The organism is Kribbella sp. NPDC023855 (assembly GCF_040639475.1).
Lineage (GTDB): Bacteria > Actinomycetota > Actinomycetes > Propionibacteriales > Kribbellaceae > Kribbella.
Genome location: NZ_JBFAAA010000015.1, coordinates 15,875 through 33,549 on the forward strand (window position 1 = coordinate 15,875; position 17,675 = coordinate 33,549).

A 17,675-nucleotide genomic window follows, 5' to 3' on the forward strand; every position below is an offset into this window, starting at 1 on the left:
TAGGAGACGCTCCAGCAAACTCAGCTGCGAAATGTCGTACCCGGAGCTCCTAGGAGCCTCTGATCCAGCCATGGGACCAGCGGACGGCGATGGGTGTGGAAGCGCGCACATCGGTCCAAAAGCGCCCGAACGCAAGGGGTCTCTCCACCGATCGATACCGCGACCATGCACGTTCCAGGTTGGGCGCCGATTGACTTATTGGCACCCCATCTCCTGGCAGTCGCCTGACTGCCAGGAGTCGGGCTGAGATCTCATCTCGGGTTGCGCAGTTGCCCTCGAATCAGGCCGAGGCAGTTGCAGCGTCGACCCAGGTGACGAAGGCATCGGTCTGAACGCCCTCGCCTGCGATGATCCGATGACCATACGTCGCGACGAGCATGTCAGGATCGACATTGTACTTCGGGTTCGCCACCCCTTCGAAGCCCGTGATCACGTGCCGCTGGAATGCGATATCACGCTTTCCCTTGTCGAACATGACCCACTTCAGCCGAGGATTCCTCTCGATCATCACATCCCCCAGGAACAGCCCTATGTCGTTTACCACGGCGTACCAGATCGGATGAAGTCGACTCTGAGCCGGGTTACCCTCGACCTCGCCGCGGAACCAATCATTGATCGCCTGAAGACCATCGGCGCTCGATGACAACTCCACACCATTGTTCTCCAGTAGTCGCCGCAACTCCTCGATGCGTTCCGACTTAGCTGCCATAAGCCGTTGAAACGCGGCTCGCGCCTCGCGCATCGTCAACTCGTGCAGCGGCCTTGATACCCCGGGGTCAAAGGGCTTGTAGTCATCCCAGTTCACGCTCACCCAACCACCATCCACGGAATTGAGTTACGAAGCAACTCCGCCGCCAAGCCAGCAGTCGGGCCGCCCCTCCCAGTCGTCGGGCTGGTCGAGAACTCCCACATCAACTTTTGCACCGGGCTGTTTGGATCGTTCAATAGTTCTACATCCCGTGCGATCTCCTGGCGAGTTCGCGGGGTCAGCCCGGTGCGGCCGACCTTGGACTCAATCGCCAGCCCTTCGGGAGTCAGCACATCCAGGCGCCGAGACCCACTCCTGGCTTGCAGCGTAACCTCCCGGCGCGCGCCAGCATACCGAGCGGCGATACTGTCCGACGCCGCATCCCCTACCGCCTTGTTCTTCAGAACCTGGGGGATGGCATCGTCGGCTAGCTTGACCGCCCCTGCGCCTCGCAACCCCGGCACGAACCTGAGGAACGGTGGAACCGGGATCCAGGCCAGCGACAGTGACTCGGCGATCCATTCGCCGGGCTGGGCCCGGTATGGGCCGTATTTGCCGACGAAGCCTTCCGGCATCACGCATCCTGGTCCGCCGTTGCAGCCCGCCATCTCGAAGAAGCGGTCGGGGTGAGGACGCGCCTCGGACTCCGAGGACCCAGTCTGCGGCCCTGCAGAACTACCTTGCGGCTCCGCAGACTCAGCCTGCGGCGAAGGCTCGGTCTGCGGCTGGACCGGGCCCGTGTAGGCGACGTTGGTGTCACAGCCGCCGTCGTCGGCCATGGGGCAGTGGCCGTCTAGTTCGATGCCGGTGATGGGGTTGCCGCCGGCGAAGGCATAGCGGTTTACAGTCCACGGGTCTGAGCCGAGGGCCATGTCTTTCAGCGCGCCGTCGTACATGTCCCGCGACAGGAACCGGTTCAGGGTTGGGTTGTATTCGCGGAAGCCCATGTCGTAGGTGCCGGTGGCGCCGTTGAAGCGTTTGCTGTTGAAGCGGTACGGGTTGACGACGTCGGCGTCGTCGGCTGGGGTGCCCGTGATGGCGTCTTCGCCGGTGGTGCCGATCTTGTCGGTTTGGCCGTAAGCGGTGTAGCGGTAGGTGGAGGTGGTTTGGCCGGTGGCGTCGGTGAGGGTTTCTACGTCGCTGTGGGGGTTGGTGCCGTAGAACGACTTCTTGCTGGTGGTGGTGTTGATCGGGGTGTCGACCAGTGAGAGGTTCTCGCCCGCGGCGCCGTAGGCGTAGGATTTTGTGACCTTGAAGGCGCCGGCGGTGTCTTTGCGCTCCTCGATCGCGACCTGGTCCGCCAGGCCGACGAAGGTGAAGCGTGTGGTGATCGACTGCGCCGTGCCGACTTTCTCCGCCTGGGACGTCACGCGGTCGAACGGGTCGAAGGTATGGAGCTTGGTCAGCAGCGCGGTGCCGGCCGAGTCGAACTTCTGCTGCCTGACCAGGCGGTCGTAGCCGTCGTAGGCGTTCTGTTCGACGACCTGCGCGCCGGCGTCGGTGGTTGTCGAGCGGCCGAAGGGGTCGTAGCGGTGGTTCAGGGTGGTTGCGCCCGAGACAGTCTTGATCAGGCGGTTGCGGTCGTACGTCATCGTCGACGTCGTGGCGCCGATCGTCTGCGACGTGACGTTGCCGGCCGCGTCGTACACGTACGACTCGTTGTCGCCCTTCTCCGCACCCGTCTTCGTGACCGACTGCAGCTTCCGCGCCGGCGTGTACACATACGTCGATGCCTGGTCCAGATAGTTGCTCGAGCCAGGCTGGTCGACCTTCTCGACATCCTGCGACCGGTCACCGTCGAGGGTGTACCGCAGCGAGTGCGACGACACGAGTTGCGCACCGTTGGCGCCGCTGGTCTTCTCGACCAGCGTCCGCAACAGGCCGTCCTCGTGGTAGGTCTGCGTGGTGACGTTGCCGTTCGGCTTGGTCACCGTCGACCGCAGACCGCGCGGGTCGTAGGTGTATTGCCAGGTGTCCAGCGACGTCGTCGGTGTCGTGCCTGCTTTCACGGTGTCGACGAGGTTGCGGACATCCCAGGTGTAGCCGGTGTGCCGCGAGACTCCCGGGTTGTTGCCGTCGGCAAGCCGCTGGGCGGAGGTCGAGAGTGGGTTGCTGTTGAGGTCGTAGGTGTAGTCGGTCTTGCTCTTCTCCGTCGTGCCCTTCAGTTCCTGCACCTGTGTGGTGCGGGCCAGTCCGTCGTAGCTGACCTTGAAGGTGTCGGCCAGCGCGTTCGGGTTGTTGTCCTTGACCTCGACCTGCTGACCGTTCTGGTCATAGCTGTAGGTGAAGGAGCGCGACTCGACCGGGTTAGTCGACACCAGCTTCACAGCATCGGCGACAACCACACCTGCGGTCGCCGGCTTCAAGGTGACGGACTTGGCGACGCCGTTCGGGAAGCTGTAGTTGCCGAGGTTGATCCACGGGTTGGCCGCGGTGCAGGCTTTCTGGTCGACGGTCTTGGTCGCCGCGCCGGTGGAGTGGTTGATCGTGTACGTCGCCGCGGTCGTCGAGTCCGTGCGCACCGGGCACGACGCGTAGACGTCGAACGAGCCGGCCACATCGGGCATGACTCGCCAGCTGAAGCTGTCGGCCGCTTCCGGTGTACCGGCCGCAGCGGCAGCGTGCGTCCGGTAGTTCGCGCCTTGGGTGTTGACGCCGCCCGCGACAGTGGCCCATGTGCCCGTGAGGGTTGTCTGCCAGATGTCGGCGTTGTCCATCACGTCCACCGGCTGCTGCGCGGCCGTGTCGGACCGCGACTGCAACGCACCGTCAGGGAAGAAGCCCCACGCCTGGGTGCGTTTGGCATCATCGCCCGGCACCGACATGGCGCGGCTCGTCTGCTGACCCAGCTCGTTGTAGCCGTAGGTCGTGGTGATCTGCCACGGGTCGGTCGAGGTCTTGATGTCGCCGGACTTGTAGTAGGTGAAGGTTGTCCACTGGGTGCCCGAGCTACCGAAGGTGGGCTCGGACTGCGCCTTGACCTGGCCTACCGGGTCGTACTGGATGAACGTGCTCGACGGCGTCTTGTAGACCGGGTCCGCGGTGTCGAACGGGCTCTTCTTCTGGATCGGCCGGTTGTTCTTGTCGTAGACGGTCTCGGAGTACAGGCCGCTCGGCTGTGTCTGACGGACGACGTTGCCGGCCTCGTCATAGGTCAGCTTCGTGATCCGCTGCAGCTGGCGCGCACCGATCGGCGTGTGCGGGACGCGGATCTCGATCGGCTGACCGGCCTCGTCGTACACGGTCTGCTTACGGTGGCCGAGCGCGGTGATCTCCGCCGTCACCAGACCGTCGGCGTCGTACTCCGTCTTGCTGGTGTAGCCGGCCGCATCGGTAGCCGCCGTGACCCGGTGGTTCAGGTCATACACCGCCTTGCTGGTGTAGTCGGTCGCCGGGGAGGCGTTCTTGAGCGGGTCGATCACGGTGATCTTGTTGCCGGCCACGTCGTACTCGAAAGTGGTCGTCGGCGTTTTCGTGGAGCCGTCAGTGTCGACGAACGGCGTCTCCACCTTCAGCACCTGACCGACACGGTCGTAGCTGTACTTCGTGACGAAGTCGTTCGGGTCCGCCGCCGACGCCACACCCTTCGGCGCGGTCTGCGTGATGGGCCGGCCAAGCACGTCATAGGTGTAGGACAGCTGACGACCGGTCGTGTTGTTGTCCGGCAACGTCTTGGTCAGAACGTTGTCCGCGGCATCGAAGTCCGACTTCGTCGCCGCACCGTTCGGGGCCGTCTCCTTGGTGACGTTGTCGTTGAGGTCGTACTCCGTCGCCGTCGTCCGCGTCTCGGTCTCGTCGTAGGGCGTCGTGATCTTCGTCGGGCGCCCGAATGCGTCGTACTCGGCCTTGGTGATCCGCCCGAGGCTGTCCTCCACCTGCATCACGTTGCCGCGGAGGTCGTACTGGAAGTTCGTTGCCGCGAGTGCCGGATCGACGATCTTCTGCGGATAGCCGTTGTTGTCATAGTCCTGGTACTGCGTCACGTTGCCGCGAGCATCCATCGCTGTCGCCAGCGTGCCGTCGGTGTCGTAGCTGTACGTCGGGCCGAAGCCCCGACCGTCCTTCACCGTCTTGAGGTTGCCGTTGGCATCGTAAGTAAAGGTCGAGGCGCGGCCGGCCGCGCTCGTCTTCGACTTCAACACTGTGGGCGTCGCGCCGGTGGTCAGGGTCTCGTAGGTCAGCACTGCCCCGGCCAGGCCGTTCTTGACCGCCATCGCGTCGCGGACCTTCAGCGGATAACCCGTCGTCGGGTCGTACTCCCACGTCGAAACCGCACCGTTGGGCTCCTGCAACCGGATGACGTTGTGATCCCGGTCCCACGCGAGCAGCGTCGACTTGGTGCCCCCGGCGGCGTTTTGATTCGCATCGAGAATGCTGGTCGTGCGGCCGAAGATATCGACTCGGTACGTCGTCACCGACGGGGTGCTGCCATTCACATCCGTGACAGTCGCGACGATGTCCTTGGACGGCGACACCGCGGGATCGGTGTAGGAGAAGGTCGTGTCGTTGTTGCGACGATCCGTATACCGCTTGACCCGCCCCGCTTGCTTGGAGTCCTCTGTCGCGGTGTAGTACTCGACCTTCGTCTCTGCGTTGCGGGGATCCTTGACCGAGTTCAGCTTCGCGTTGTTGTTGGTCGATGTGGCGGTATAGCCGAGCAGGAACGTCTTCACCGGCGCACCCGGCCCGAACGTCTTCGTGCTTGTGTTGAACGCGCCACCGTCCTCCAGCTTGACCAGCTGCTTGGAGGCGTAGGTGAACTTGAGCGCACGCTCGGACAGATCACGGATCCACAGCACAAGATGGGTGCTGGGGTCGTAGCCAAGTGTCAGTACTGCCCGGTTCTTCGAGTCGATGACCGACGTCAGTTGGCCGTCCGCGTCGTAGTTGTACGACAGGGTGTTGCCGTTGCGATCGACGACCGAGGTCTGCCGACCGGTAGTCCCGTCGAAGTAGAAGCGGGTGCCATCCGGCCGGCTGAAGACCCATTGGCGGTCCTGGGCGGCGGTCGGATAACGCTTCAGATCGAGCGCCACACCAGCCGGGCGCGTGTACGTGACCAACTGGGCTGTCGAGGTATCGACCCGGTAGGTGTGAGTCGTCCCGTCGCCGTCCACGAACGACGCCAACTTGTCACTCTCCGCCTTGAGACCGGTACCCAGCCTCGCCAGCGTGGCCGCCTGTACGGAGACCCCGTAGCCGGCCACCGAGTCACCGTCCTGGCTGTTGTACGCGAGCCTGACGAACGCCGACGGGCCGATCGACGGATTCGACATCGCATCGTAGGACCACACAACGTTGCCGTTGTACAAGTTCGTCAGCAACTGCGAACCAGCGCCGGTCTCCTCACCGGCGTACGACAAGAACTTCTCCAACCCCAACTGGGTGGACGTCGGGTCCTCCACCCACCGGTCGACGCACATCAGACCGGACACCACCACGGTGCAACCCTGCGTCGGCGCATCCACGATCACCGACGGATGACTGGACTTGGACAGCCAGTCGGTACCCGTCCACAGATCGAGATACAGGTCGTAGGCCTTCCGTTTCACGCCGCTGTCGGAGTTGATCGCGACACGGATCGGAAGCTGAAGGACAACTGACTCACCCGGCGCCAAGGCCCTACCCACAGGGACGGAGTTCCGGTCCCCGGTGACCGTGAGGTCATCCCAGTTGGCTTTCTCGCTCGGGTTCGCCCACCGGTAGGACAATTCCAGATCGGCTGACCAGGTGTCCTTCGACGTGTTGGTTACGGTCACCGGTGTGGTGACGATGGTGTTCGGATGGAAACGCTCGGGGATCTCGTTCGCCTCGTAGGTCTGGGCGTCATTCTTGATCAGGGACTCGATCCACAGGCGCGGGCGGAACAAGGTGTCCGGGGATTCGCTGTTGGTGATGCTGAGTAGCTGCTGGCTGGCCGTCTCGTCGCGGGTCTTCAGGAGGAAGCCGTGATTGTCGCCGGGGTTGTTCACCCACGCCTGGACCTTGGTGGTCAAGGGCAGCGACCCGAAGGTCAGCCGCTGCGGGTCACCGGTCGGATTCACCTCGCCGAGCAGGGTCGACTCGTAGTCACCGCCGGGCGTGGTCCAGTTGATCGTGGAGGAGGCTTGGTTCCAGGTCGCTTGGTCTTCGGTGAAGTCCTTCGTCAAGGCGTGCAGGTCGAAGGTGGCCCGGCCGCTGCCGGACCCGTAGTTCGAGTACAGCTCCATCCGGGCGTCGGTGACCTTGGTCCCCTGCTTCACGGCCGCGGTGTCGAACTCGAACACCGCCCGCTCGTCGCCGTAGACCGGGTGGTTGTTGCCGACCTGCATCCAGTAGCGGGTCGTGGTGCCACCGTCGGGGCGGGAGAGCACTTCGGTCGGCTTGGCCGCGCTCAGGGTGGTGTCGGAGATGCCGTTGGCGATGTCGCCGGTGAACGACCGCATGATCCGGCCCTCGCGCGGCGTGGTCACGGTCTGGACGTTCGAGGCCGCGCGACCGTTCTGCGCGCCGTCGCCGACGGTCTTCGCCACGACCCAGTAGTTGTACGTCGCCGGCTCGGTCGCCGACGACGGTTCCGCCGACTCGTCCGTCCACGACGTCATATCGGATGCGACGGTGCCGACCAGCTTCAGGCCCTGGGGATCGCTGGTTGAGAAGTACTCGCCAACAGGGTTGGTGCACTTGCCTGCCGGCAGCTTCCGGCAGCCGCGGAAGATCTGGTACTCGACCAGGTTGTCGCTCTCGGCGGTGGTCGGGTCGACGTACTCGCTCCACTTGAGATCCGGGCCGCTCGCCTGGATCGTCGCCGGCGCCTCAAGCGGAACACCGGGCTCGTCATACGTGATCACCAGGTTGGGACGGGCAGCCGTCTCCTGGCCGTACGACGTCTCGCTGGCGCTGTAGTACAAGCCGCCGACCAGACCCGTCGTGCTCTCGTCGACGCGCTTGAGCATCACCCCGAAGTTCTGGGCCGGGTCGTTCACCCACGACTGCACGTAGGACCCGAGCGCGAACGAGTGCCATGAGTCGCGCTGACCCGCGGCCTTGGTCTGGGTGGAGAACTCGGTCCAACTCACCGCATCAGCGATCGGCGTCGTGGCGGTCGTGCCCGCCTGACGGGTCATCTTCACCCGAGCGGTCTTGCCTGGCGCCGTGTGCACGGTGCCCAGCGTCTGCCAAGCCCCAGCCGACGAACCGGCCGTCTGATCCCACGTCGTGTTGAGCACAACCGGGATGCCCGCGTCAGTAGCGCCTGTGATCGTCGTCGCCGGCTTGCCCCGGTACGACGCCGCGAAGGTGAACCCCTCCACCACGTAATCACCCGCACTCGGAACCCGCGCGTCCCAGGTGAACGAATCCGGCGGCGTGCCATTGATGCCACTCGGCGCGTAAGTGAACCGGCCCCCGATCGCCGCGGTGTTGGACTGGTCCTTCCAGAGACCCTCGTACGCCGTCGCGGTGGCGTCCTGATCGTCGACGACCACCTTGTTGAACGCGTAGGTCCCGTTGAATGACGTGCTCATCGACGACCACGTCGCCGTCTCCTCCGACCACGCCTTCGTCGCCTTCACCGCCGCGAACGGGACACTCGTCGTGTCCGAGCCGAACGACGCGCCGAAGTGCATGTTCAGGTCGGCCGAGCGGATCGTCGTACCGGCCGGGATCATCGACGTGTCGAACTTCAACAGACCGCGCCACGTGTTGTGACTCGCATCCTCACCGGCGAGCACCGACGGATGCGTGCCGTACGACAGAGTCGGCGCGGCCTCCGAGATCGAGGTGTCCTGCGCCGCGGCCGGATCCGGTACGACGACGATCGTCGGGTCGATGACGATCGGGAACACCCGCTCCTTCGCCTTGAGCCACTCGAGATCCGGCTTCAGCGTGAGCAGGGACTTGCCGCCCTGCTGGGTGATCGACTGCTTGATCGCGGTCGAGTAGCCGGGCTGACCGAGCTGGTTCTGCGGCGACGCATCCGACATGTTCGGCGCCGGAATCACGTACTTCGGCAGCTCGTCATCGTTCTTCTTGAAGAACCCGATCGACCCGTCCGCCAGCTCCTTGGCAACCAGCCCACTGGTCTGCAACTCGAACGTGTACTCACTCGCCACGTCCGCAGCCGCCGTCAGGACGACGTCCTCCTTCACACCGGTGTTCGTCACCCGGTACCGGACGTCCGCGGTACCGAACACGTCCGGAAAGACCACCGTGGAGTCCTTGACCGTCGGCACCAGCTTGCGCTTCTCGCCCGCCGCACCCAACCGGATCGACGCCCCGTCAACCTCAAAGGTCAGCAATCGATCACTCGACTTGCCGAAGCGGGAACGGAAGGCGTTCTTCGCATTCTGGAACGAGTCGTCCCCCGCGCCAGCGGCCACCTTCGTGTCGACGTCCTGCCACCTGCCCTGGCCGTCACGGAAGTGCATCGGCTCCGCCGACAGCACCGTCTGCGTGGTCCCATCCGACATCACGAAACTCTTCGACGACTCGCTGCGCTTCAGCTCCAGCTCACGAACGCGGGTCGGCTTCGCGCCGGGCGAGACCCGCGTCGACGACGGCGTACCGAGTCGGGCAGCCGCCGGTGGCACCAGAGCGGCAGCCGGGGCTGACGCGGCAGCGGCGCCGGCCTCGGTGCGGGTGCTCGCCCGTGGGGCACCCAGGGCACCGGACGGTACAACTGCGGACAAGGGAAGTGACATAGCCAGGGCAGCCGTCAGCAACATGCGGGCGCGACACATCGACTCTCCAAAAATGGGCGGAATCCGGCGCGCCCCGAGCAACACCGGCGAAGACCCGAACTCTATAACGATCAAAGCCTTCCGTAGCAACAAGATTGCAGCTTGTTGCAACTGGCTCGATGCGGACTCAGTGCAGGGTGGGGGCTGCAGCTATTGACAGTTTTGAGGCGAGGGGTCTAGGGCGGATCTCTGACATACTCCCGGCGACTGTCACTTTCTGAGCTTGGAGATCGCCGTGCCCGTCCGCACTGCACGTCTGCTGCGCCTCGGCCTGCCTGCGGCCCTGGTTGCGGGCTCGCTGGTCGCTCTAACCGGGTCGTCCGGTTCCGCCGCGGAGCCTGGCCCTCACCGTCCGGCCTTCACAGCGCGTCACGACGCCGCGAAGCCGGAGTTCGAGCCGAACACGGTGATGGTGAAGTTCAAGAGCAAGGCGACGGCGTCGGCTCGCAAGGCCGCGGTGTCGAAGCTCGGTGCCGTCACCGAGGATGCGGCGAGCTCGCGGGTGGTGAAGCTCAAGGGTGACAAGTCGGCTACCGAGCTGCTCAAGAAGGCGAAGGCCGATCCCGCGGTCGAGTTGGCCTCGCTGACCTACCTGCGCAAGGTTTCGGCTGTACCGAACGACCAGTTCTATCCGATGGTCGCTGGTGCCGGCCAGGCGACGTACCTGAACACTGTCCGGCTTCCGCAGGCGTGGGACGTGACCAAGTCGACCGGGAACCAGATCGTCGCGGTCCTCGACACAGGCGTGGACGCCGGTCACCCGGACCTGGTGGGCCGCTTGGTCACCGGCTACAACGCGGTCTCGAGCACGCGACCGAACCCGGTCGACGACCACGGCCACGGCACGATGTCGCTCGGCGTCATTGCCGCCACCGCCAACAACAGCATCGGCGTGGCCGGTGTCGGCTGGAGCGCCAAAGCCATGCCGGTCAAGGTCGCGGGCTCCAACGCTGTCGCCAACGATCTCGACATCGTCGAAGGCCTCGACTGGGCGGTCGCCCATGGCGCCAAGGTCATCACCATGCCGTTGGGCAACCCGGGCGACAACCCGGTCCTGCACGACGCGATCAAGCGCGCCGTCGCCAACGGCGTCGTCGTAGTCGCGGCCGCGGGGAACGACGGCAGCTCAGTAGTGCAGTACCCCGCCGCCTATCCCGAGGTGATCGCGGTCGCAGCGACGACCGCCGGCGGAGTACTGACCGATTTCAGCTCGTACGGCGACTGGGTCGACCTCGCGGCACCGGGCTGGGATCTGCTCAGCACAGGGCTTCGCACTACAAACCCGTACTCGTACTGCAGCGGTACGTCGTGTTCGGCATCGATCGTCGCCGGTGTCGTTGCCCTGGTACGGAACAAGTGGCCGACGCTCACGCCCGCGCAGGTCGAGGCCCGGCTCAAGACACTTGCTCGTGACGCGGGTCCCCGAGGCACCGACCCGTACTACGGAGCCGGGATCCTGGACGCCTATGGGGCCCTCGGTGGACGGTGGGCCGCGGACTTCCCGGCCAACTCGATCGACCTCAACGACCAGCCGGAGCGCGCCATTCCGCTGTCGGGCTCGATCAGTACGACGATCAGCACCGAAGGCGAGATCGACTGGTACGAGGTGAGCTCGGCCGACGCCCGCAACCTCAAGGTGTCGCTGACCGGTCCCGAGTTCAACGGCGACAACTACGCGGTCAACTTCGGTCCCCGGATCGACATCTACAACGCCGACCTGACCTCGCTGGCTCACGCCTCCACGCCGTTCCCCACGGAAGTGGATCCGGCGACCAATGGCCCGAAGTGGGGACCGTTGACGGCCGCAACCGAGGTCAGCGTGGCCGCGGGCAGCACCTATATCGCGGTCCGCAACGACAACGGCTCACGAGACACCCGGCCCTACACGCTGACCATCGAGGAGGGCGGCGCGGGCGGTTCCAGCCCGGCCACCAGCTACCCCGTACGGGACGTGCTGCCGCCCGATCTGGGCAGCGGCCAACCGCTCGACACCCTCCCGACCGTGACCTTCGCACGGGACGTCATCGCTGACAGCGTGACCGCCGGTACGGTCCGGCTGGTGCACGGCAAGAACAATACGACCGTGGGCGCCACCGTGACGTACGACCCCGCGACCAAGCAGGCCGTTATCACCCCGACCACGCCGCTGCTGGACAATACGCCGTACAGGATCGTGGTCAGTGGCGTGCAGGAGGCCGGCGGCACGGCACTTGCGTCGTTCACCAGCGTGTTCTCGACGCTCGATCTGGCACCCTCGAAGCCGACGTTCGACGCCACCGGTGCCTACCTCGCCGCGAATCTGTCCTGGCAGGTCCCGGCCCTGCCGGACTTCGATCAGGTGATCGTCAGGCGTAACCCCAACAGCCAGGTGCCGACGCTCACCACCGGCACGCTGGTGTACTCGGGCACGGCATCATCCGTGAAGAACACCGGCCTTGCCCAAGGGGTCACCTACACCTACGGCGCCTGGGTCAGAGACCGTGGCGGCAAGGTCAGCCAGACCGCTGTCACGCAGCTGCTCGGAATGAAGACCGCCATCGGCAGTACCTCGACACTGATCAACTACGGCGGCACGATCACTCTGAGCGGAAGCACCCTGCGCATCGACAACAAGGCGTACGCCGGGTTGCCGGTCAACCTGTACGTCCGGCCGAAGAACTCGTCGACGTTCAAGCTGCTGGCGGCTCTGAAGACGACCTCGACGGGCGCGGTCAGCTACGCGTACAAGCCCACCGTGTCCTCGGTGTTCATGATGACGTTCCCCGGCAACGGCGACCTGATGGGCACCCGCAGCGCCGACCTCACCGTGCAGGTCGCCCCGACCATGTCGGCGACCTTGTCACCGGCAGCGATCCGGTTGGGTCAGGTGACCAGACTGAGCGGGTACGTCGCGCCGGCGCACTACGGCTCCCCGGTGTACCTGCAGCAGTACTCGAACAAGGTCTGGAGGTCGCTCGCCTCCGTGAAGCTGAGCAGCTCGGGGGCGTACGCGTTCGGGATCAAGCCCAGCGTGCGCGGCACGATCGCCTACCGCGTCTGGTTCCCGGGCGACGCGGACCACGCGCAGGCCTTCACCGCGAACAAGTTCCTAACTGTCAGCTAGCCCGCAACCGCCTGGCCTGTTGCAACAAGCTGCAATCCCCACGCTGCAAGCCGATGCATCGTTGGAAGTTGACTTGCGCTACCCCGTCGCGATGCCGCACAGTTCCTCCCTGTGGGGATCACCTTGAAGAATTTGAAACCGAATCGACGGCAAATCTTAATGGCGGGGGCGGTGGCGGCAGTCGGGGGCGTAGTCGCCGCCGAGAGCTCGTCAGCTGCTGGTCTGTACGGATCCGGCATGCTGACGGACTGGACCACCCTCGCCCGGGCGATCTCCAGCGCAGCCACGATCGCGTACGTCCGCGACAACGACGGTGTCTACATGTTCGGTGACAGCATCGCTGTCCAGGACGGCAAGGCGCTGGCGATCCGGCTGAAGGAGCGCACCGGCGCCTCGCTGGCCGTACACAACTGGTCCGGCCGCCCCACGGCCCCGGCCGTCGACGCGCTCGAGAACTGGGCGCTCAAGTACCGGATGCCCCGGCGGATCCTGATGGCCACCGGAACCAACGACGTCTTCAACCCGCCGGTCTTCGCCGCCCAGGTGGACCGCACCATGAAGATTGTCGGCCCGACGCGCACCGTGATCTGGGTCAACACCCAGATCGCCCGGACCGGCCAGCCCGCCTCGGTCCAGCTCGCGGACCAGCGCAACAGCGCCTGGGTCAACTCTCAGCTGTCCGACGCCCAGAAAAAATACCCCAACCTGCGCATCGTCCGCTGGGCCGAGTACCTGGCCGCCAAGCCGACCTTGCTGACCCAATGCCTCCGCGAAGGCGTCCACACCACGGTCCCCTTCGGCCAGGACGCCCGCAACGAACTCATCGTCCAAGCCCTCGCCGCAGCCCAAGCGGCTTAGCCGAAGGCCTACGACTGGGCGAGACCGGCGGCGGGTAGACGCGAGGCGTCCGGCTTGGGTCGATGGGTGCCTACTCTTGGTCCGCGCGACGCAGGAGCGCATTGCCGGGTGGGTGGGAGCGTCGAGTAGTGAGCGACGGAGGAGCGAGCGGCGAGGCAGCGTGGGGCTTTCCCTTGGCTACTTGAGTTCGGCGGAGGTCTTCCCCAGCAACTTGCGGGCGATGATCAGTTGCTGGATTTGTTGGGTGCCTTCGAAGATGTCGAGGATTTTGGAGTCGCGGGCCCATTTTTCGAGGAGTTCGTGTTCGGAGTAGCCGAGGCTGCCGGCTAGTTCTACGCAGCGCAGGGTGATGTCGTTGGCGGAGCGGCCTGCTTTGGCCTTGGCCATGGACGCCTGCAACGAGTTGGGCTGGGCGTTGTCGGCCATCCAGGCGGCTTGCAAGGTCAGCAGATAGGCGGCTTCCCAGTCGGCTTCCATTTGCAGGTACGACGCCGCGGCGGCCGGCTGCAAGTGGACCGGGCGGTCGTAGTCGATTTCGACCCCGGCACCCGACAGCAAGTCACGGGTCAACTCAAGCGAGGCGCGAGCACACCCGACGGCCATCGCCGCGACCAGCGGACGGGTGTTGTCAAAAGTCTGCATGACGCCCGCAAAGCCTTTGTCCGCGTCGATTTCAGGGCTGCCGAGCAGATTCTCGGCAGGCACCCGGCAGTTCTCGAAGCGGATCGTGGCGGTGTCGGACGAGCGGATGCCGAGCTTGTGTTCCAGCCGTTCGACGGTCATCCCCGGAGTGTCCTTGAAGACGACGAAGGACTTGATCGCGGCGCGGCCCAGTGCCTTGTCCAGGGTCGCCCAGACGACGACCGCGTCGCAGCGACCGCCCGCGGTGACGAAGATCTTCTCGCCGTTGATCACGTAGTGGTCGCCGTCGAGCCGCGCCGTCGTCTGGATGTTCGCCGAGTCCGATCCACACCCCGGCTCGGTGATCGCCATCCCGGCCCACACCCCGTCGAACCGCCGCAGCTGTTCGTCCGACGCCACCGACGCGATCGCCGAATTGCCCAGCCCTTGCCGAGGCATCGACAGCAGCAGCCCGACGTCACCCCAGCACATCTCCATGATCGACAGCACCGACGACAGGTTGGACCCGTTCTTCACCTTGCCGTCAGAGTCTTCAGAACCACCGGTACGCCGTACGCCGCCCGCGCCGGCACCCGAACCGTTGCCGGAGGCACCCAATCCGTCCACCATCGCCGCGAGCATGTCCAGCTCCTTCGGATACGCATGCTCGGCCAGGTCGTACTGACGCGAGTTCGGCCGCAACATCTCCGCCGCGACCTGATGCGCCTGGTGAACGAACGCGCGAAACTTCCGCGGAGTCTCGAGGTTGATCATCAGACCAGCACCGCGCCTTCCATCACGCCGACGGCCCGCAAGTCGCGGTACCACCGCTCCACCGGGTGCTCCTTGACGAACCCGTGCCCACCGAGCAACTGCACCCCGTCAGTCCCGATCTGCATCCCCTTCTCGGTGCACAGCCGCCGCGCCAGCGCGACCTCCCGCGCGAACGGAAGCCCTTGTTCTGCCCGCGATCCGGCCCGGTACGTCACCAGCCGCATCCCTTCCAGCTCGATCGCGATGTTGGCCACCATGAAGGCGACCGACTGCCGATGGCTGATCGGTTCGCCAAACGCGGTTCGCTCGTTCACGTACGGCGTGACATAGTCGAGCACCGCCTTCGCAGTACCGAGGGACAGTGCGCACCATCCCAGTCGCGACAGCCGGACACATTCGGAGTAGTCCTCGAGCGTCCCCAACTGCACCGCCGGTACGTCGTCCAGCAGCACCCGGCTCAGCGAGGCGGCCCGCAGCCCCATCGACGGTTCGGCCTCGATCGTCACGCCCGGATGCCCCGACTCCACCAGGAAGAGGGCCGGACCCTGATCCTCGAGCTGAGCCGCGATCACGAACACCTCGGCCTCCGCACCACGCGGCACCAAAGACTTGACCCCGTTGAGCAAATGGCCCGTTCGTTGCCGCGTCGCCCTAGTCTGCAAGGCGAAGGGATCGAACAGCGCCCGCGGTTCGACGATCGCCAGCGCGGCGGCCGGCACCGAATCACCGGTGAAAGCCGGCAGGTACGTCGCCTGCTGCGTCTCATCACCCCACAACGAGATCGCCGTACTGACCGCAGCCGGCGCCAAACACGCGACCGCCTGACCCATATCGCCGTGCGCCATCGCCTCGGCCACCAGTACTCCGGTCATCGCCGACCGCTCGCTGACGATCCCACCGAGCTCTTCCGGTACCTCGATCAAACTCAACCCGAGCTCAGCCGACTGCGCGAGCACCTTCGGATCCGTAGTACCGGCGACATCCGCCTCGGCCGCGGCGGGACGCAGCACCTCGGCGGCGTACTCGGCGACGACCCCGATCACCATCTGCTGATCTTCGGTGGGAGTCAGGTCGAAGAGCCCGGTGCCCTTGGCCGCAGGCAGCCGCGACGGTTTGGCCAGCTTGGTCGCCGCCGTGAAACTCCGCGACAGCGCCCCAGCCGTGCGGAAGCCGGTCTTGGTCGCCTCGAAGACCACCCGCTCGGTGTGCTTGCGCAACCCCAGCCGGTCGATCGCCCGCAACTTCGCCAGCCGGTTCAGCAACGCGACGCCGACCCCGATCGGGTCCCGCCGCCGGCCGGCCTTCGCGCTCTGCTGGATCACCATGCGGCAACTGTAAACCGAAGTTACAACTCAAGTCACGTGACCCCGGTCACGATCGCCAGGCTGCATGCCGGTCTCTGGCTGGTTCCGCAAAATCTCGCCATGATCGTCGGGCTGAACGTCGCACCCTGGCTGGCCGCCCGGCTCAGCACCGCCACGGCGATGGCAGTCGGCTTCGGTGTCGGCGGCCTCGGGCTGACCGCTGCCCTGCGCACCAAGGTGGAGCCTTCTGCGGTTGAGGCTCAGGAGCTCTCGGCGATCTGGGCGGCCTTGGCGGTCAGGTAGCGCTGCTCCGGCAAGGACGTCGTACGGCGCGCTGCCGCGAGGTAGTGTTCGCGGGCTTCGGTGAGTTTGCCGAGGCGTTCGAGCAAGTGCGCCCGTACTGCGTCCAGCCGGTGGTTGTCCGTCATCCGGTTGTCGCCGTCGAGCGTTCCGAGCAGCTCCAACCCGGCCGCCGGCCCGTCGACCTGAGCCAGCGCGATCGCCCGGTTGAGCGTGACCATCGGGTTGGGAGCGACCTTCTCCAGCAGTTGGTAGAGCGCCAGGATCTGCTCCCAGTCGGTCTCCTCCGCACTCGGCGCCTCGGAGTGGACGGCAGCGATCGCCGCCTGTAGCTGATATGAGCCGACCTCCCCCTGCGCCAGCGTTCGCAGGATCAGCGCGGCACCTTCTTCGATCGGCTCCCGCAGCCACAGACTGCGATCCTGCTCATCGATCGGAATCAGGCTGCCATCCGGCTTGGTCCGAGCCGCCCGCCGCGCGTCGGTGAGCAGCATCAGCGCCAGCAGACCGGCAACCTCACCCTCGTCCGGCAGCAACTGGTGCAGCATCCGCGTCAGCCGGATCGCCTCAGCCGTCAGCTCGACCCGCTGCAGCTCAGCCCCCGAACTAGCGGTGTAACCCTCGTTGAAAATCAGGTAGAGCACCTGCAGTACGACGCGGAGCCGGTCCGCACGCTCTTCCTCAGGCGGCAGCACGAACCGCGAGCCGGCCGCCTTGATGCTCCGCTTCGCCCGGCTGATCCGCGGTGCCATCGTTGCCTCCGGCACCATGAACGCCTTGGCGATCTCGGCCGTCGTCAGACCACCGACCGCCCGCAGCGTAAGCGCGACCTGCGAGGCTGGGGTGACCGCCGGGTGACAGCACAAGAACAGCAGCGTCAGGGTGTCGTCGGACTCCGGCGGCTGATCCTGATCAGCACCAGGCGCGACCAGTTCATCGGCACCGGCCATCGCCGCCACCGAGTCCTCCCGCCGGCGCCGCGCGCTCTCACTCCGGAACTGGTCGGTCAGCTTGCGGGTCGCGACCGTGATCAGCCAGCCCCGGGGATTGGCCGGTACGCCGTCCGCCGGCCACTGCGTCGCAGCCGCCAGCAAAGCTTCCTGTACTGCGTCCTCGCACAGATCAAACTGTCCGTGCCGCCGAGCCAGAAACCCCAGCACCTGCGGAGCCAATTCCCGCAACAACCCCTCGACTTGCTCGCCCGCACTCACCAGTCCGCTCCCCTCACCCTGCATCACCCGACACCT

The 17,675-nt window shown here is 65.6% G+C and carries 8 protein-coding genes; 3 read left to right on the forward strand and 5 right to left on the reverse strand.

Annotated features, from left to right (window positions below; translation table 11 throughout):
- Window positions 1-280 precede the first annotated feature (280 nt).
- The gene (locus AB0F51_RS34845; protein WP_360287080.1) at window positions 281-811 is read right to left on the reverse strand and encodes a hypothetical protein; all 531 of its coding nucleotides are present in this window, start codon (window positions 809-811) and stop codon (window positions 281-283) included.
- The gene (locus AB0F51_RS34850; RefSeq protein ID WP_360287083.1) at window positions 808-9,417 is read right to left on the reverse strand and encodes a DNRLRE domain-containing protein; all 8,610 of its coding nucleotides are present in this window, start codon (window positions 9,415-9,417) and stop codon (window positions 808-810) included. Before AB0F51_RS34850 ends, AB0F51_RS34845 begins: the two co-directional genes overlap by 4 nt.
- Window positions 9,418-9,703: 286 nt before the next feature.
- Here AB0F51_RS34850 and AB0F51_RS34855 point away from each other — a divergent pair, with 286 nt between their 5' ends.
- Window positions 9,704-12,571, forward strand: coding sequence for a S8 family serine peptidase (locus tag AB0F51_RS34855; RefSeq protein WP_360287087.1), 2,868 nt, complete (start codon window positions 9,704-9,706; stop codon window positions 12,569-12,571).
- A gap of 171 nt (window positions 12,572-12,742) precedes the next feature.
- A complete protein-coding gene (locus AB0F51_RS34860) occupies window positions 12,743-13,429 on the forward strand; it encodes a hypothetical protein (RefSeq protein WP_360287089.1) in 687 nt (228 codons plus the stop codon).
- A gap of 177 nt (window positions 13,430-13,606) precedes the next feature.
- On the opposite strand, the gene AB0F51_RS34865 is transcribed toward AB0F51_RS34860, so the two are convergent.
- A complete protein-coding gene (locus AB0F51_RS34865) occupies window positions 13,607-14,824 on the reverse strand; it encodes an acyl-CoA dehydrogenase family protein (RefSeq protein ID WP_360287092.1) in 1,218 nt (405 codons plus the stop codon).
- Entirely contained in the window at window positions 14,824-16,149 is a 1,326-nt protein-coding gene (locus AB0F51_RS34870) for an acyl-CoA dehydrogenase family protein (protein WP_360287095.1), read from the reverse strand. The genes AB0F51_RS34865 and AB0F51_RS34870 overlap by 1 nt, the downstream gene beginning before the upstream one ends.
- Window positions 16,150-16,248: 99 nt before the next feature.
- Here AB0F51_RS34870 and AB0F51_RS34875 point away from each other — a divergent pair, with 99 nt between their 5' ends.
- Window positions 16,249-16,431, forward strand: a complete 183-nt coding sequence (locus tag AB0F51_RS34875; protein WP_360287098.1) for a hypothetical protein — start codon at window positions 16,249-16,251, stop codon at window positions 16,429-16,431.
- Here AB0F51_RS34875 and AB0F51_RS34880 read toward each other — a convergent pair.
- Window positions 16,389-17,663 (reverse strand): sigma-70 family RNA polymerase sigma factor, encoded by a 1,275-nt coding sequence (locus AB0F51_RS34880; RefSeq protein WP_360287100.1) that lies wholly within the window; start codon window positions 17,661-17,663, stop codon window positions 16,389-16,391. The two genes, AB0F51_RS34875 and AB0F51_RS34880, sit on opposite strands and share 43 nt — an antisense overlap.
- Between the last annotated feature and the right edge of the window lie 12 nt (window positions 17,664-17,675).